The 16,282-nt window shown below is 64.6% G+C and carries 12 protein-coding genes; 3 read left to right on the top strand and 9 right to left on the bottom strand.

Features of this window, described 5'->3' with window-relative positions; translation table 11 throughout:
- Positions 1 to 64: 64 nt before the first annotated feature.
- Positions 65 to 1,576 carry a hypothetical protein gene (locus AC0L2O_RS24535; protein ID WP_473371507.1) on the bottom strand — a complete coding sequence of 504 codons (1,512 nt, stop codon included), beginning with the start codon at positions 1,574 to 1,576 and terminating at the stop codon, positions 65 to 67.
- 148 nt (positions 1,577 to 1,724) lie between these two features.
- On the opposite strand from AC0L2O_RS24535, the gene AC0L2O_RS24540 reads away from it, so the two are divergent.
- From AC0L2O_RS24540 to AC0L2O_RS24550, 3 genes are all read left to right on the top strand, one after another.
- Complete coding sequence (locus AC0L2O_RS24540; RefSeq protein WP_369725263.1) at positions 1,725 to 2,087, top strand: hypothetical protein; 363 nt, start codon at positions 1,725 to 1,727, stop codon at positions 2,085 to 2,087.
- A gap of 107 nt (positions 2,088 to 2,194) precedes the next feature.
- Positions 2,195 to 2,878, top strand: coding sequence for a hemerythrin domain-containing protein (locus AC0L2O_RS24545; protein WP_473371508.1), 684 nt, complete (start codon positions 2,195 to 2,197; stop codon positions 2,876 to 2,878).
- Positions 2,879 to 3,246: 368 nt separating this feature from the next.
- A complete protein-coding gene (locus tag AC0L2O_RS24550) occupies positions 3,247 to 3,453 on the top strand; it encodes a hypothetical protein (protein WP_369725266.1) in 207 nt (68 codons plus the stop codon).
- A gap of 10 nt (positions 3,454 to 3,463) precedes the next feature.
- Here AC0L2O_RS24550 and AC0L2O_RS24555 read toward each other — a convergent pair whose 3' ends face one another.
- The 8 genes from AC0L2O_RS24555 to AC0L2O_RS24590 all read right to left on the bottom strand — a co-directional run bounded on the left by AC0L2O_RS24555 (position 3,464) and on the right by AC0L2O_RS24590 (position 16,003).
- Complete coding sequence (locus AC0L2O_RS24555) at positions 3,464 to 4,681, bottom strand: acyl-CoA dehydrogenase family protein (protein WP_473371509.1); 1,218 nt, start codon at positions 4,679 to 4,681, stop codon at positions 3,464 to 3,466.
- Between the two features lie 295 nt (positions 4,682 to 4,976).
- Positions 4,977 to 5,552 carry an HdeD family acid-resistance protein gene (locus AC0L2O_RS24560; protein WP_369725269.1) on the bottom strand — a complete coding sequence of 192 codons (576 nt, stop codon included), beginning with the start codon at positions 5,550 to 5,552 and terminating at the stop codon, positions 4,977 to 4,979.
- Positions 5,553 to 5,682: 130 nt separating this feature from the next.
- On the bottom strand, positions 5,683 to 7,206 hold the full coding sequence (locus tag AC0L2O_RS24565; RefSeq protein ID WP_473371510.1) for an FAD-dependent oxidoreductase: 1,524 nt from the start codon (positions 7,204 to 7,206) through the stop codon (positions 5,683 to 5,685).
- A 79-nt stretch (positions 7,207 to 7,285) separates the two neighbouring features.
- Positions 7,286 to 8,179, bottom strand: a complete 894-nt coding sequence (locus AC0L2O_RS24570) for an alpha/beta fold hydrolase (protein ID WP_473371511.1) — start codon at positions 8,177 to 8,179, stop codon at positions 7,286 to 7,288.
- Positions 8,180 to 8,291: 112 nt separating this feature from the next.
- A complete protein-coding gene (locus AC0L2O_RS24575) occupies positions 8,292 to 9,119 on the bottom strand; it encodes an HD domain-containing protein (protein WP_409189531.1) in 828 nt (275 codons plus the stop codon).
- A gap of 186 nt (positions 9,120 to 9,305) precedes the next feature.
- Positions 9,306 to 10,184, bottom strand: coding sequence for a transglutaminase family protein (locus AC0L2O_RS24580; protein WP_473371512.1), 879 nt, complete (start codon positions 10,182 to 10,184; stop codon positions 9,306 to 9,308).
- Positions 10,181 to 12,706, bottom strand: coding sequence for a circularly permuted type 2 ATP-grasp protein (locus AC0L2O_RS24585; protein WP_473371513.1), 2,526 nt, complete (start codon positions 12,704 to 12,706; stop codon positions 10,181 to 10,183). The genes AC0L2O_RS24580 and AC0L2O_RS24585 overlap by 4 nt, the downstream gene beginning before the upstream one ends.
- Before the next feature lie 27 nt (positions 12,707 to 12,733).
- Entirely contained in the window at positions 12,734 to 16,003 is a 3,270-nt protein-coding gene (locus AC0L2O_RS24590; RefSeq protein ID WP_473371514.1) for a transglutaminase family protein, read from the bottom strand.
- Positions 16,004 to 16,282: the final 279 nt, after the last annotated feature.

Below are 16,282 nucleotides of genomic sequence, written 5' to 3' on the forward strand. Positions count from 1 at the left end.
CCGCAAGGCCGGCGGCGGTCACGCTTCGACGAAAGAGCTCGAAAGCGCTTTCGACGAGAGTCGATTAACGCTCCGACCTCGATTGATCGACAAATATTCGAACGCGGCCAACATCCTCGACTTCACGGTAACGATGCAACTCCGTTTGGAGTTCGGGATCCGAATTGGCCCAAGCCAACCAATCGAACGGGACCGAACTCTGCAAATAGGTATCCACCAGAATCACGTCTGGGCGAGCGTTTCGCAGGTCTGCCAACAACTGCCGCCGCTCGAAATCCATGATGCCGTCCAGTTTTGCTCGCTCTGCTTGGGTTGGCTGTGAGCTGTTCTCGGCCAAAATCGCACCGGCCGTCAGCGCCTGGGCACACGAACTGCCCACCCAAGTCCCACCGATTTGACGGACGAGCGGATGCCCTAAAGCGAGGTGATCGGTAATCGTGAGCAGCCGCGGATGCTTTGCATGTGACTGGATACGCTGCTCCAGCGGCGGAAACTCTCGGAGCGACAAGGACAAACAGAGCCCGATGAGCACCACGCCAGCAAAGCCGCCGATCTTGACCGACACTGGCAGATTCCTTGTGCGAACATGTAGCAAGGGCGCAGCAATCGCAAACAAGCAAAGCGCGTACAGCGTGTAAGTCCAGCCCTTGCCTTGAAGAAGGAAACTCGCGGCGCCGCCGACGGCTGCGGCCAGCCACGGGGTTGCGTCGCTGCCTATTTTGAGGCCTTGCGGAGTGACTTGGCGCAGAAACACAATGGAAGCAGTGATCACAACGATCGGGAAAGGAAGCAGACCAGCCAAATTCTTCCTCATTGGAAGATAGGTGGCAGCGACCATCGGCGCAAAGGTAAACAGATAGCCGGGAAACACGAGAGCGACCACCGCCCCATAGCCGATGACCATAGCGGCGGCTGCACACGCTTCAGGGGTGAACAACAGCCTGAGAGAACGTTGGTGGATGATGCCAAGGATGATCGGAAGGCCTGCCACCAGAGCAAGCTGGGGCTTGATGCACATGGCCAGCCCGCCACCCAGTCCTGCCAGGATCGCAACCGCTCCGGGCGAAAGGCCGCGCCAGCGAATTGCAGTGATGGCTACAAAGGGAGTGAGTGCAATGACGGCTATATGTTCACGTTGCCCGAATACGGCGTTCGGAAGCACCGCGAACAGAAAAGCGAGCACGCACGTCGAAATAGTTCGCTCTCCGGCTCCCAACTTCGCCGCCGCGGCGGCGCGATCGATCAAAAATAGCGAGCCGATGATCTCGATCATCACCAGGACGATCACGATGATCTCGGGCGCAATGCCGGTCAATCGCGCAAGCAGGGCTGCCGGCATGTAGAGGTAGATCGACAGCGGCGGATTCAGCTCGAAGAGGTCGACACCCAACTTTCGGCCATCCAGGATTTGCTCTCCTTCAGAAAGCAGGCAGCTCAAATCCGGGTTGAGAACGGAGGGTATTTGAACAAGCAAGGCCGTCAGGAGGATCGCGGCCACGATGATCCAACGCTGATTCATGCCCCAACCGCTTCCAGGCACACCCTGGGGGATGACGGCCTTTTCTGACGTCGGCAAAAGTTCTCTCCTCGAGCCGAAGCGACCTGTTGGCCTTCATCGTGCGCGAACTTCCAAAAGCGCAGGGAGCTCCACTCTCAATCAGCGGTCGTTACTATTGTACTACAATGATCGGAAACAATGGTGTTTCAGGGCCAAAGCGGTGGACTTGCCGCCGCTCTATCAGCGCCAGCTCCGTCTGCGCCGGACCGGCTACTGCCGGATTCGTGATTGGAACGACGTTTTCCCCCGACCGTTAACGCGCCGTCTTGCCGGACGCTGCTGGTCCGACGAAGCAATGTTGCCAGCGAGGAGACTGAACATGGCAAGTGCGGCAGATCGCGATCCCCGACACCATACGCAGAAGATGCAGAAGGCGCTCCAGGATATCCGGAACCATCTGCGCGAGGACATTCAAAAAGTCGACGAACCACAGTTGAAGGCGATGTTCGAAACATCCGCAGAGGTTTTGGGCGGCCTCGAGAAGGCGTTCAAGGATTACGAACAGAAGAACGAAAAGGCCTGGCGCTGATCCTCGCGACGCCGCGGCGCAAGCTGCGAGGCCCTCGGTTCACAGGAATATTCACCATGACAATAGTGATGCCCAGCAAGCGCCAGCTGCTCCTGCTTGGTGGATCATTGGCGGTCCTCGCCGCTCCGGCGGTCATCGCGACGCCGGCTCTCGCCCAACAGAGCGGAGTCGGCGAGAAGCTGAAGGAGATGGTCACGGGGAAAAAGGACGAGGAGGTCACGCCTCCCGAGGACTTGATGCGCGAACACGGCGTGCTCGACCGCGTGCTGCTGGTCTACGAAGCCGGACTCCGAAAGTTCTCGTCCAACGAGGATTTCGATCCCGCCCTGATCACGCAGTCAGCCGAGATCGTTCGCGATTTCATCAATAACTACCATGAGAAATCGGAGGAAGAGCACGTCTTCCCGCGCTTCAAGAAGGCCGGGAAGATGACTGATCTGGTGGACACGTTGCTGCGCCAGCACGAAGCGGGCCGAATGGTCACGAACACGATCCTGAAACTCGCGCCGTCGAGCCGGAGCGATGCCGACGCCCGCAAACAGCTCGTCGGGTCGATCCAATCCTTCGTCACGATGTATCGGCCGCACGCGGCCCGCGAGGACACCGATCTCTTCCCGAAGCTGAAGGACGTCGTGTCCTCCAATGAATACGACGCGATGGGGGAGGATTTCGAGAAAAAGGAACACGAACTGTTCGGGGAAGACGGTTTCGAGAAAATGGTGGCCCGCGTTGCCCAGCTGGAGCAGCAGATCGGCATTCACGACCTGGACCAATTCACGCCGCGCCAATAGCCGGGATCTCCAGCCACCTTCCTCCTGCGACCGGATTTATTCGATTATTTCGTCGGCGGCTGTCGCGAAGGCGTGCTACACGTCTGGCGCGGAGCTTGAGTCACAGCACAAGGGCGCCCAGTATGGGGAACCAAGCGCCCTTGCACCCCCATCGCCGGCAGATCCGAGGCGTGAGTTCTGATGGATCGCTGGACGCGCCGACGAACGCTGGATGACCGGAGCGAATCATAGCTGGATCTCTTGCCGCAATTGAGGCACCCATGCGCCAAACAAGCAGCGCCCCGGTTTCGTCAGGTTGGCTTTACCGGGAGGATGCAGTGCATCGCGCACGGTCATGCCAGAGCAACCGACAATTCGAAGGTAGACACATGTCATATGCCTACAAGCTGAATGAAGACGTCCAGCACCTCCGCCAAGGTCCACAAGGCCGTGCCGAGACTGATCAGCCGGTGATCTATACCATCGTTCAATGCATGCCGATCGAGGCCGACGGTCGTCTTCGCTACCGCATCAGGAGCAAAACGGGCAATGTCGAGCGCGTGGTGACGGAAGATCAGCTCTCGTACTCCCAGTGATCCTGCAGCCCTATCCCGCCATCACCCCGCCGCGCTTGATCAGCTCCTTGCCGACCGCAGCCAGATGCACTTGGTCGGGGCCGTCGCCGATGCGGATGAAGCGGGCGTAGACATAGGCCCGCGCCAGGAACGTGTCCTGCGAGACGCCGGCGGCGCCGTGGATCTGGATGGCGCGGTCGATGACGCGGGCGGCCATGCTGGGCACCACGATCTTGGCGGCTGCGATCAGGTCGCGCGCGGCCTTGTTGCCCTCGCGGTCCATCCTGTCGGCGGCTTGCAGTGTCAACAGCCGCGCCTGGGCGATCTCGCAGAACGAATGTGCGATGTCCTCGCGCACCGAGCCCTGCTCGGCCAGCGGCTTACCGAACGCCGTGCGTGAGACCGCGCGCCGGCACATCAATTCCAGCGCACGCTGGGCGCAGCCGATCAGCCGCATGCAATGGTGGATGCGGCCGGGGCCGAGCCGTCCCTGCGCAATCTCGAAGCCGCGGCCTTCGCCAAGCAAAATGTTCTCCGAGGGCACGCGGACGTTGTCATAGACGATCTCGGGGTGACCGACCGGCGCGTCGTCATAGCCGTAAGTCAGCATGTCGCGGACGATGCGCACGCCCGACGTATTCCTGGGCACCAGGATCATGGATTGCTGGCGATGGCGGTCGGGATCGTCGGGCGCGGTCTTGCCCATCACGATCAGGATCTCGCAATCCTCGTTCATCGCACCGGAGGTGAACCATTTGCGGCCATTGACGACGTAGTCGCCGCCGTCGCGCTTGATCTCGCACTGGATGTTGGTGGCATCGCTGGAGGCGACCTGCGGCTCCGTCATCGAGAAACCGGAGCGGATGCGCCCCTCCAGGAGCGGCTTCAGCCAGCGCTCCTGCTGCGCCGGCGTGCCGTAGTTCGCGAGCACCTCCATGTTGCCGACATCGGGTGCCGAGCAGTTGAACACCTCGGGCGCCCAGAGGATGCGGCCCATGATCTCCTTCACCGGGGCGTATTCGAGATTGGTGAGGCCCGGACCGTGCTCGCCGGAGAGAAAGAGGTTCCACAGCCCCTGCTCCCGCGCCAGCCGCTTCAGGTCCTGCAAAACGGCTGGCGTCTTGTAGCGCAAGGCCTCAGGCTTCACCTGTTCGTAATAGAGCTCCTCGACCGGCTCGACATGCGTCCGCATGAACTGGCGGACGCGCTCCTGCAGCTCCAGCGACCGTGCGGAGTGTTGAAAGTTCATTTTAATCCTCCCGCTCGCCGACCTTCGCGTCGGTCTCGTAGGGTGGGCAAAGCGGAGCGTGCCCACCGCTTCTATTTCGGTGTTGGAGCGGTGGTGGGCACGGCGCAAGTGCGCCTTTGCCCACCCTACGATTCCGAGCTGGCGGAGAGAGCCCCACCCCGCTCGCCGATCTTGCGCCTCACGTCCCGCGCAACAGCTTGCTCGCCACGACCGAACGCGCGGCGTGCTGCCTTTTTGTCAGCGTGTCAGATCAGCGGAGTTCGCTACGACGGTCTTGCGTCGAGTTGCTGGTGAGCTACTGGCGCCGCCGCAGGCTGAGGCCCAAGCTGACCCAGCCGGTCCCCGCCATGATCAGGTCGATGCCGAGAAACAGGCCGAGGATATAGACGCTGTTGACCGGCCAGCGCGCCAGGATCAGCAGCCCGAGCAAGAGCGTGACGACGGCCGACAGCGCCACCCAGACCCACGGGCTTTCCCTCTTCATGCTGAAGGCGAGAAACAGCCTGACCGCGCCGGAGGCAAGCAGCGAGGCGCCGAGGAACAGCGTGAGCAATGCCGCCGCGAACAACGGATTGTCGAAGGTCAGGAAGCCTGCCACGATATAGAGCACGCCGAGCAGGGCCCAGATCGCGAACTTGCCCCAGCTCTTCATCTGGAACGCGCCGATCACCTCTGTCACGCCGGCGACGATCATCATCGCACCGACCACGATGACGCTCGCAACCGTCGCCATCACCATGCTGCCGAGCGCGACGAATCCGGCGATCAGATACACGAGACCGAGAGCGACCACCCAGCCCCATTTGGCATGCAGCGCGGCAATGCCGGAGCCCAGGCTCAAGTTTTGAGACGTATCCGAAGCACTTGTCATGACGGCTACTCCTGCATGTGAAGCCCCCAGAGCACATCTTCAGGATAGCACCGATAGCGCCGGGACAACAGCCAGTCGAGCAGCCTTGCGCCACGCCAGCCATGACGCAAATCAAGGTCGACCGGGCGCATCACGCGCGCGACCGTTCCATTTCGAGCTCGGCCTTGAGATTGTCGAGATCCCGATAAATCGAGGCAACCGCCAGCACGCGGCCGCCCTTGCGGTACTTCAGCAGGCAGTCCTTCCCCGAAATGCTGCCGTCGATCGCGATGTCGTCGAAGCTCTCGGCATGGCCGACATAGTTGATCGGCACATCGTAATGCTGGCTCCAGAAAAACGGCACGGCCTCGAAGCGTTCGCGACCGCCCATCATGTTGCGTGCCGCGGTCTGGCCCTGGCGCTCCGCCACCACCCAATGCTCGACGCGGATGATTTGCCGCGAATGCGGATCGGGCCAGCGCGCGATGTCACCAGCAGCGAAGATTCCGGCGACGCTGGTTTCGAGGTATTCGCTCACGCTGACGCCGCGATCGGCGGCAAGCCCCGCATGCTCGGCGAGTGCGAGGCGCGGCTTCACGCCGATGCCGACCACGACGAGGTCGGCCTCGATCACGCTACCGCTCTTCAGCGTCGCGCGCGTGCCGTCGAGTTTCTCCACGGTGTCCTTCAGATGAAAATTGACGCCGTTCTCTTCGTGCAACGCGCGCACGAAGTCGCCCATCTCGGCACCTAGCACCTTCTGCATCGGCCGTTCTTCCGGCGCAACCACGTGCACCTCGAGCTTGCGTGCCCGCAAGGAAGCCGCGACCTCGAGGCCGATGAAGCTCGCGCCGATCACGAGCACGCGTTTCGCGCTGCCCGCCGCGTTGATGATGGCGCGGCTGTCGGCGACCGAACGCAAGGTGTGGACATGCGGCTGCTCGGCGCCGGGGATCTGCAATTTGACTGGCTCGGCGCCGGTCGCGAGCAGCAGACGGTCGAATGGCAGCCTGTCGCCATTGCCCAGCGTCACGCTGCACGCCCTCGGATCGATCGCGGACACATTGGTGTTGAGCCTGAGGTCGATGCCGGCGTCCGCATAGTAATCCTCGCCCCGCAACGGCAGCCAGTCCTCCGGCGCGTTGCCGGCGAGATAATCCTTGGACAGGTTCGGCCGGTCGACCGGCACCGCGCCGTCATTGCTGAGCATGGTGATGCCGCCGGCAAATCCCTCGCGCCGCAGCATCTCGGCCGCCGCGAAACCGGCCGCGCCGCCGCCGACGATGACGAATCTTTCCGGCGCCGGCGCCGCGCGGTGCGATGCTGATGGCTTCAGCGCCTCCTGCTTGCGCTGAACCGAAATCCAGTCCTGATCGCGCGTCACCTCCCAGAGCGCGAGCGCGTTTAGCGCCGGCGGACGCGTGGCCTCGCCGGTGCGCAAGGAGAAGCAGGCGTGATGCCAGGGGCAGCGGATGGTGTGGCCGACCACCAGCCCTTCGGCGAGCGGGCCATGATAATGGCTGCACGTGGGCTCTATGGCAAAGACCTCGCCGCCCGCCTGCACCAGCAGCACATCTTCGTCGCCGACATGGCCGAGCAGCTTGCTGTCCTTGAAATCCGCGAGCGACACGCCTTTGGTCAGGTCGGGCCCGCTCGGCTTGCTGTCTTCGCTCATGATTATCGTCTCCCGGCTCACGGGTGATCCAGGATTTGGACGGCGCTACCCGCGAAAAGTTCCCAACGGTCGGCAAAATTTACGTTTGCGCCGCCTTCCGCAGATCCCGCACCGCCCCCGCCCATTCGGAAGGCCGCTCCTGCGGCAAATTGTGCCCGGCGCCCGCGAACACGCGCCGCTCGAAGAACCCCTCGAACTTGCGCGCGTGATGCGCAGTGCCGGGATTGACGCCGTCGCTGTCGCCGTCGATTGCGATCGTCGGAACGCGGATCGCCGGCTGTGCCGCGAGCTTCGCCTCGATCCCGGCATAGGCGGGATCGCCTGCGACCAGCGCGTAGCGATGGCGGTAGGAGTGGATCACGACATCGACGAAATCGGGATTGTCGAACGACACGGCGCTTCGCTCGAACGTCGCGTCATCAAATGTCCATTTCGGCGACCACATCGCCCAGAGCTGGCGCGCGAAGCCACCGCGATTGCGCTCCAGCGCGCGGCGGCCGCGCTCGTTGTGGAAGAGATATTGATACCAGAGCGCCGCCTCCTCGGGTGGCGAAGCCGGCTCCATGCTGCGGGCGATGTTCTGGATGTTGTAGGAATTGCCGGAGACGAGCCCGACCACGCGCTCCGGATGCAGCGCCGAGACCACGCAGGCGGCCCGCCCGCCCCAATCATAGCCGCCGACGACCGCGCGTTGAATGCCAAGCGCATCCATGAAGGCAAGGAGATCGGCGCCAAGCGCCGCCTGCTCGCCGGAGCGCAGCGTCTGCGCAGAACGAAACCGCGTCGGACCGTAGCCGCGCAGCCAGGGCACCAGCACCCGCGCGCCGGCTTGCGCCAGGATCGGCGCGGTCTCGGCGTAGGCGTTCACGTCATAGGGAAAGCCATGACCCATGATGCAGGGCCAGCCGTCCGGCGCGCCGTAGTCGAGATAGGCGATGTCGAGGACGTCCGTGGTGATCGTTTTGTGCTGCATGCCTTGCTCACGGCTTTGCGACGTCGTAGCCCGGATCGAGCGCAGCGCAATCCGGGCGGCGCAGCTTTTCCCGGATTGCGCTTCGCTCCATCCGGGCTACGAGAAACCCGACTTACGTCTGCGGACCGGACAACGTGATGTCGCGCTCGGCGCGGAACACGTTGCTGTAGAGATTGGCGATCCATTGCCGGCCGATCTCGGTCTTGTTGAGATATCCGATCTCGGTCTGGATGTGCGGTGCGACACTGTTCCAGTAGAATTGCGGATAGCGGTTCACGATGTCCGCGGGCGAGTCGTAGCCGAGCTGGCGGTTGATGCCGACCTCCTCGAATTCGTAGTAGAGCGCGTTGGCCTTGCGCAGATAGTTGGGATCCCCGAGCTGCCCGATGAAGTCGGCGGCGCGCAGGATCGAGGCCTCGTCGTCATATTCCTGGCCTTCCTGGGCCGGAAACCGCGTGCCTTCGATGGCGCGGGCGACGCGCTCGCTGTCGATGCCGCGGATCGGCGGCAGCCGCCGCCTTACGAAGAGCTTCGAGCGGTCAACGTGATACATCATCAGACTGGCATCCGAGGCGCCACGCGGCAGCGACACCTTGGTCCCGGCCTCGTCGATCACGAAACCGTCTTCGTCATCCTCCGGAAACAGACCGCGGACGTAGCCGATGTCATGCGCAAGGCAGGCGATCAGGACATGGATATAGTCTTCCGCCGCAAGGTGCGTGTGAAGATTGCGCCCCATGAGGATCGCCTGGGCCGCGAGTGTCACCAGCATCGTATGCTCGATATTGTGGTAGAGCGCGTCGCTGTTGCCGATGCATTCCATCGCGGTGCGGGTCGAGCCCTCCACCACCCTTGCGTAGGATTCGTCGTACCTGCGGCGCATGAACGAACCCAGCATCTTCTCCAGGGTTTCGGCCGCCAGTTTCGGCAACGTGATCATGGATGCAGCCCCGCCCGCCGGTGGTGTCCCACGCCAACTCCCGATCTCTTTTCGCGCTCTCGACGCACGCCAGCATAGCCCATCTTGGGCCGACTGGCCAAACCCCCGGACGAGAACACGGAAATATGTTGCCGTAGCGGGTGCCGGCGCGGCACCCCCTGGGCCTGGCCAGGACGGCGAGCCTGCTTACTCCACCACCAGCACGTCCACGGCGACATCGAGCTTCTGCTTCGGCGAGCCGACGATGATGCCGTCCACCGGGGACACGTCGGAGAAGTCGCGCCCGACCGCGAGCACGATGTGATCGTTGGCGATCAAGAGATCGTTGGTCGGATCGAAATCGAGCCAGCCGAGCTCCGCCCCGCACCACAGCGAGACCCAGGCGTGCGTCGCGTCGGCACCTTGCAGGCGCGGCTTGCCGGCCGGCGGAATGGTGCGGAGATAGCCGCTGACATAGGCCGCGGGCAGGCCGAGCCCGCGCAGGCCCGCGATCATCACATGAGCAAAGTCCTGGCAGACGCCGTGGCGCTTGGCGAAGACCTCGTCGAGCGGCGTCGAGATCACCGTCGCCTTGGGGTCGTAGCGAAACTCGGTGCGGATGCGATGCATCAGATCGACCGCGCCGGCGAGGATGCCCGCGCCGGGCGCGAAGCTCTCGGCCGCATAGGCGCTGACGGTGCGCAGCACCGGCACCAACGGGCTGGCAAAGACATAGCCCACCGGCGACGACGGACCGAGGCTGGTTGCTTCGAAGGCGATGTCGCGGACGCTCTCCCAGGATAGGCTGACGGCGTCGCGCGCCGGCGGCTGGCGCGACACCGAGACCCGCGAACGCGAGTCGATCCGCAAGGTCCGATGTGCAGCCTCGATCACGACGCTCTCGGTCAGCGTGCCGAAGAAGTCGCGGCGAACGTTGCGCTCGGCCGGACGCGGACGGATCTCGACGCGGTGCGAGATCAGCTCCTGGCCGCCTCCGCTCCTCGGCTCCAGCCGCAGCGTGCAGCGGGCGAAGCTGACCGCGCTCTCGTATTCATAGGTGGTGACGTGGCGGATGTCGTAGATCACGCCAGCCCCGTCAGCTTTTCCGGCCGGCTGGCATTGGGACCGTGCGGGAAATAGTGCAACCCGATGGCCTCGGCCAGCTTGAGCAAATCCTGCTCCAGCGAAAACAGCGTCTTGACCTCGAGCTTCTCGGCTTCTGCGGTCGCAAGCATCGCCTGGATCGCGACCGCGAGCCGTTGCGGCTGCTCGATCAGGCCATGCTCCTTCAGGCTCGGCAGCGCGGCGATGTGCTCGTTCAGCGTCGTCACCTGGAACGCCACCGAACGCGGATTGTAGCCGTCGAGAACGGCGAGGTCGCGCACCGGCGCCAGGATCGGCGCCAGCAGATAGCGCGAGCGGTAGGTGATCTGGGAATCCACCAGCGTCAACAGGATGTCGAGATCCTCGTCGCCGGCCTCGTCATAGGCGAACTGGCGCGCGAAACGCGTGGTGTTGACGGCACGCTCGGTGCGGCGGCCGATATCGAGGAAGCGCCAGCCGGCGGCGCGGTTCATGTTCTCCTGCGCAAGACCCGCAAAGCTCGCGAGTTCCTGCAAGGTCAGCTCGGCCGCGCTCAGCACGCTGTCGTCGTCCTCGACCTCCCAGGCCAGCCGCTCGGCCATTTCGGTAATGACCTGCCAGGCATCGGGCGACAGCCGCTCGCGCAACGAGGTCGCCGTGCGCTGTGCCGCACGCACCAGCGACAATGCCGAGCCGAAACGCTCCGCGCTCTGCAGCGCTTCGGCGGTGATGCGCCCGGGGGCGACACGCGAGGCTTGCGAGATCGCGCCCCAGGACACCAGCAGGCGCTGGATGCGCTCCGCCGATTGCAGCGAGGCCGATGTGCCCTTGTTGGGCCCGCTCGGCGAGCCCAGCGCCCGCACGAGCCGCAATGTTGCTTCGGCGCGCTCGAGATAGCGGCCGAGCCAGAACAGATTGTCGGCGGCGCGGCTCGGCAGCACACCGGCGATGCGGCGGATGCGCACCTTGTCGGTGGCGGGCAGCAACGACGCGGTCGAGACTTTTTTCTCCGAGACGACCCAGACGTCGGCAGCGCGTGCGCCATCACCCATCGACACCGCGCGCGCATCCGCCTGCTCAGCGATCCGGCAGAAGCCGCCGGGCATGATAGCCCAGCCATCGGGCGTGGCGGCCGCGAACACCCGCAGCACGAAGGGACGCGGGGTGAGCTGTCCCTGTTCCCACACCGGCATGGTCGAGAGCCGCACCACCTCCTGGCCGACATAGTCCATGCCGCGCGCGGCAATGGCGTCGGTGAGGCGCTGCCGCCCGCTGGCGTCGAGCTCGCTCGCAAGCACCGGACCATTGCTGTCGAAGCCGGGAACGCCGCGCTGGTAGGCACCTTCGATCGCAACCCGGTCGAGCCGCGACAACACCTCGTCGCGCGCCGAGCGTTGGCCGCACCACCAGGTCGCGATGTGCGGCATCTTCAGCTCTTCGCCGAGCAACCTCCGGCTCAGGGCCGGCAGGAAGCCGAGCATCGCGCGCGCCTCCAGCACGCCGGAGCCCGGCATGTTGGCGACCACGACGCCATCCTTGCGCAGCACGTCGATCAGGCCGGGCACCCCCAGTCGCGACGAGGCATCGAGCTCGAGCGGATCGAGCGAATTGGAATCGACACGACGCAAGAGCACGTCGAGCCGCTTCAATCCTGCGACGGTGCGGATGTGGATACGGTCGTCGCTGACGGCGAGATCGTCGCCCTCGACCAGCAGGAAGCCGAGATAGCGCGCCAATGTCGCGTGCTCGAAATAGGTCTCGCTGAAACTGCCGGGCGAGAGCACGCCGATCCGCGGCTCGTCGCGGTCGGCCCGCGCGCGCAGGCTCTCGCGAAATGCCTCGAAGAACGGCGCTACGCGTGGAACGTTCATCGAGTTGTAGAGATCGGAGAAGGCGCGCGAGAGCACCAGGCGGTTTTCAAGCGCATAGCCCGCACCCGACGGCGCCTGCGTGCGGTCGCCAAGCACCCACCAGCGGCCATCCGGCCCGCGGCCGACATCGGCCGCATAGAGCGAGAGATAGCGCCCACCCGGCGGCGGCACGCCGCAGACGGGACGGAGATATTCGGGACTGCCGGCAATGGCGGCTGCAGGCAAGGCACCTTCGGCGACGAGCCGGCCCTCGCCATAGATATCGCGCAGCACGAGCTCGAGCAGTTCGGCGCGCTGCGTGATGCCGGCGGAAAGCTGCTTCCAATCGGCCTCGTCGATCAGCAGGGGCAGATGGCTGAGCGACCACGGCCGGTCGGCGCTGTCGCCGGGCGCGCGGTAGGTAACGCCGGCCTCGCGCAGGTGGCGGTCGGCCATGCCGAAGCGCCGCTCGATCTCGTCGGGCGCGAGCGCGCCGAAGGCGTCGAAGAACCGCCTCCAGACCGCGCGCGGGGCGCCGTCGGACCCCAGGAACTCGTCGGGAATGCCGGGCAGGCGCCGATAGTCGCGGATCCATTGCGCGAGGCGGCGCTGGCTTTCGCGCTGACTTTGCGCCTTACCCGCCTTGTCGTCCTCTTCGGCCGCGCCCTCGCCCATGCGCCTCTCCTTGCCCCACACGCATACTCATTGCAGGAGCGGAGTACGCAAGTCGAGGGTCAGCGGAAACTCATTTGTGCGTTCCTCCGGCGGGGGCTGCATCGGACCCGGCGTGTGGCCGTGGTCCTGGAAGCGCGCCAGCCGTCGCGCCTCTGCCTCGTAGGTATTGACCGGCTTGGTGTCGTAGCTGCGTCCACCGGGATGGGCGACATGGTAGACGAAGCCGCCGAGCGAGCGGCCGTTCCAGGTGTCGATCAGGTCGAAAGTCAGCGGTGCGTGGACCGGAATGGTCGGGTGCAGGCCGGAGGCCGGCTGCCAGGCCTTGAAGCGGACGGCGGCCACGGCTTCGCCGGAGCGTCCGGTCGAGGTCATCGGCAGGCGGCGGCCGTTGCAGGTCACGATGTGGCGGCCTTCGACGAAGCCTTCCGCCTTGACCTGGAGCCGCTCGACCGACGAGTCGACATAGCGCACGGTGCCGCCGGCCGAGCCTTCCTCACCGAGCACGTGCCAGGGCTCCAGCGCCTGCCGCAGCTCCAGAGTCACGCCGCCATGGTGGACGCGGCCGAACGCGGGGAAGCGGAATTCGAGCTGGGCCAGATACCATTCCGGCTCGAACGGATAGCCGGACTGCTTGAGTTCGGAGAGCACGTCCAGAAAATCTTCCCAGATGAAGTGCGGCAGCATGCAGCGGTCATGCAGCGCCGTGCCCCAGCGCACGAACTTGCCGGCCTGCGGCTCGCGCCAGAATTTTGCGATCAGCGCGCGGATCAGCAGCTGCTGCGCCAGCGACATGCGCGGATCAGGCGGCATTTCGAGCGCGCGGAATTCGACGAGGCCGAGCCGACCCGTAGTGCCGTCGGGCGAATAGAGCTTGTCGATGCAAATCTCGGCGCGATGGGTGTTGCCGGTGATGTCGACGAGCAGATGGCGGAACAGCCGATCCACCAGCCACAGCGGCGCCTGGATACCCGGCGGCGGCACATGCGAAAGTGCGACTTCCAGCTCGTAGATGCTGTCGTGCCGCGCTTCGTCGATGCGCGGCGCCTGGCTGGTCGGCCCGATGAACAGGCCCGAGAAGAAATAGGACAGCGACGGATGCCGCTGCCAGTACAACACCAGGCTTTTCAAGAGATCAGGCCGGCGCAGGAAAGGCGAGTCCTGCGGGCTGGAGCCCCCAACCACGACGTGATTGCCGCCGCCGGTGCCGGTGTGGCGGCCGTCGACCAGGAATCGGTTGGCGCCGAGGCGTATCTTGCCGGCATCCTCATAGAGCCCGACGGTGATGTCGACCGCCTCGCGCCAGTTCTTGGCCGGCTGGACGTTGACCTCGATCACGCCGGGATCGGGCGTCACCTTGATGACCTCGACGCGCGGATCGAACGGTGGCGGATAGCCTTCGACATGGACCTGGAGCTGCATCTCCTCGGCGGTCGCTTCGAGCGCTGCGATGAGCTCGAGATAATCTTCGATTTCCTCGACTGGCGGCATGAAGGCACAGAGCACGCCGTCGCGGACTTCGACCGACATCGCGGTGCGGACCGGGATGGACGTGTTGAGTTGCTCCGGTGCGACCCGCGGCGGCGATTCCGGACGCGCCGGGAGGCTGAACACCGGCAGCTTGCCGCGGGCCTCCATCGGATCCCGTTCGACGATGTAGGGATATTGGTCGGGTGGAACGTGGCCGAGCGAATCGAGCGGCAAGCGCAGACCGAGCGGCGAATCGCCCGGCATCAGGAACAGATGACTGCGCCGGAGCTGCCAGCGCTCGCTGCGCCAGCGTGGCGGCGCATTCCAGCGCTGCACCGGCAGCACGAAGCCGCGAGGATTGTTGAGCCCCTGATCGAACACCCGCGCCATGCGGGCGCGGGCCTCCGGATCGGACAATTTGGAATCGGACGGATCGACGTTGACGGGAAGCTCGGCTTCCTTCTTGAGCCAAAGCGCGGTGTCCTCATAGGCCGGCATGATGTAGCCGGGGTCGAGCCCGAGCCGCAATGCCGCGCCCTCGACGAACGCCCTGACGTCCTTGGCCTGCGCTGGACGCGGGTTTTCGATGCTGGCGATGAGGTCGGCATTCTTCCAGATCGGCACGCCGTCCTTGCGCCAGTACAGCCCGAAGGCCCAGCGCGGCAGGCTCTCGCCGGGATACCATTTGCCCTGGCCGAAATGCAGCAGGCCGCCGGGCCCGAAGCGCGTGCGCAGGCGCCGGATCAGATCGTCGGCGAGCGCGCGCTTGGTGGGACCGACGGCCTCCGTATTCCATTCCCCCGCCTCGAGATCATCGACCGAGACGAAGGTCGGCTCGCCGCCCATGGTGAGCCGCACGTCCTGGGCCGCAAGATCGCCATCGACCTGCTCGCCAAGGTCGTTGAGCCGCGTCCAGGATTCGTCCGAGAACGGCTTGGTGATGCGCGGCGCCTCGCGGATGCGCCGGACACTCATGTCGAAGGCGAACTCGACTTCGGCGAAGCCGGCACCGCCCGAGATCGGCGCCGCCGAGCGGTAATGCGGCGTGGCGGCGACCGGGATGTGCCCCTCGCCGGCGAGCATGCCGGAGGTCGCGTCGAAACCGATCCAGCCGGCGCCCGGCAGATAGACCTCGGCCCAGGCATGCAGATCGGTGAAGTCGTTCTCCACTTCAGGCGGTCCCTCGATCGGATCGATGTCGGGACGGATCTGGATCAGGTAGCCGGAGACGAAGCGCGCCGCGAGGCCGAGATGGCGGAAGGTCTGGATCAGCAGCCAGGCGGAGTCGCGGCACGAGCCGGACGCCGAGGACAGCGTCTCCTCCGGAGTCTGCACACCCGCCTCCATGCGGATGACGTAACCGATCTTTTGCTGCAGCTCCCTGTTGAGATCGACCAGGAAGTTGACGGTGTTCGGGGCTTCGTGCGGGATCGTGTCGAGATATTTCGCGAACAGGCGATCCGGCTTGACGGTCTCGAGATAAGGCGCGAGCTCGGTCTTGAGATCTTGCGGATATTCGAACGGAAAGCTGTCGGCATAGGGCTCGACGAAGAAGTCGAACGGATTGACCGTGGTCATCTGCGCGGTGAAATCGACCTCGATCTTCAGCTCGGTGGTCTTTTCAGGAAAGACGTAGCGCGCCAGCCAGTTGCCTTGCGGGTCCTGCTGCCAGTTCACGAAATGATTGGATGGCGTGACCTTGAGCGAATAGCTCAGAATCGGCGTGCGCGTATGCGGCGCCGGGCGCAGACGGATGGTCTGCGGGCCAAGATCGATCGGACGGTCGTATTTATAGTGCGTGACGTGATGCAATGCGACGTAGATCGACACGGGGTGCGGTACTCCAGCAGCTTTTTTGAGCAGAACACCGCTGGTGACCGCGATCAAGCACTAACAACGGGCAAAGGGTGCCTACGAACTATCCCCGTCGCAGCATCGTGGCCCGGATGGGGCGCTACACGAGCAGTATCGTAGGGTGGGCAAAGCGAAGCGTGCCCACGGCTTCAGTTACGTGGGCACGGCGCAAGTGCGCCTTTGCCCACCCTTGTATTAGCGCGCCGGATTATAATGGCCTCGTTCCGTGAGGAATGGCCCAGCCCGGGCGGCCGC

Source organism: Bradyrhizobium sp. Kon10 (assembly GCF_055807395.1).